This is a genomic window from Falsiroseomonas selenitidurans (genome assembly GCF_012103215.1).
Taxonomy (GTDB): Bacteria; Pseudomonadota; Alphaproteobacteria; order Acetobacterales; family Acetobacteraceae; genus Falsiroseomonas; species Falsiroseomonas selenitidurans.
In genome coordinates this window covers 1-1077 of the sequence record NZ_JAAVNE010000126.1, presented here as the reverse complement: position 1 = coordinate 1077, position 1077 = coordinate 1, and the positions used below count along the sequence as shown (strand labels likewise).

At 76.1% G+C, this 1077-nt stretch carries 1 protein-coding gene and 2 tRNA genes; all 3 read right to left on the bottom strand.

Annotated features, from left to right (window positions below; genetic code table 11):
- Nucleotides 1–101, bottom strand: a 101-nt coding sequence (locus HEQ75_RS27645; RefSeq protein WP_139372854.1) for a GTP-binding protein, incomplete at its 3' end; no start/stop codon positions are given.
- 103 nt (nt 102–204) lie between these two features.
- A tRNA-Gly gene (locus HEQ75_RS27640) sits at nt 205–278 on the bottom strand.
- A gap of 72 nt (nt 279–350) precedes the next feature.
- Nucleotides 351–432: transfer RNA gene (locus HEQ75_RS27635), tRNA-Tyr, on the bottom strand.
- Nucleotides 433–1077: the final 645 nt, after the last annotated feature.

Sequence of the window (1077 nt, the reverse complement as noted above, 5' to 3'; positions counted from 1 at the left end):
TTCGTGATCGCCGCCGTCAGCGACGTCTTGCCGTGGTCCACATGCCCGATCGTGCCGATGTTGCAGTGCGGCTTGTTCCGCTCGAATTTCGCCTTGGCCATCGCTGTTCCCGCTATCCGGTCCCGGGGCCACCCCCCTTGGGGGCCGCCAGGGCTGATTGACTGTCCCGCGCCTGCTGCACACTGCCGCCCGCCCGCGCGCGCGTGGAGCGGGTGACGGGAATCGAACCCGCATAACCAGCTTGGAAGGCTGGGGCTCTACCATTGAGCTACACCCGCGCCGCGAGGCCCGCGGCATGGCGCCGCCCCGGACGGGCGGCGCGCGACGGCACGGCGGGCCGTGGGAGGATATGGAGGGGGTTGGATTCGAACCAACGTAGGCTGAGCCAGCGGATTTACAGTCCGCCCCCTTTAGCCACTCGGGCACCCCTCCGCAGCCCTTCCCAGGCCTGCCGCCCCCGGGCCGACCGGCGGGAGCGGGCGGGGAGTTGCCCGGTCGCGCGGCGCCTGTCAATGGCGCTGCGCGCGCCGAAGGCGCAAGCGGGTCGCTTTGCCGCGTCCGGGCCGGGTGCGGCGCTTGGACAGGCGGCGCGGCGCGGCGCACAATGCGCCGCATGTCACGCCCCCCGCCCCGACGTCCCGGTTCCGGTTCCGCTTCCGGCACCAGTTCCGGCCCTGGCCGCTCCACCGCCGGCCATCCGCCGCGCGGCGCCGGCCAGGCCCCGCGCAAGCCAAGCCGCCCCGCGCCGCGGGAGGCCACGCGTGAACCGCGGCGCGCCGAAGGCGCCGCCCCGGCGGAAGGCGAGCGCCCTTTCGGCCCGCGCCAGGAACGCGTCCGCCGCAGCACCAAGCCTGCCGGTGCCAAGCCTGCCGGTGCCAAACCGGCCGGCGCCAGGGTTGGCGGTGCGCGGGCTGGCGGCGAGGGTCAGGCGCCCCGCGGCAGCTTCGCCGCCAGGCCCCCGCGCGACGCCGCGCCACCCGGCTTCCGCAGCACGCCCCGCGAAGCGCCCCAGCGTGCACCGAAGGGGGCAGCACCCAGGCGCGCCCCGCGCGAAGCCCCGGCGGAGCCCGCCGATGC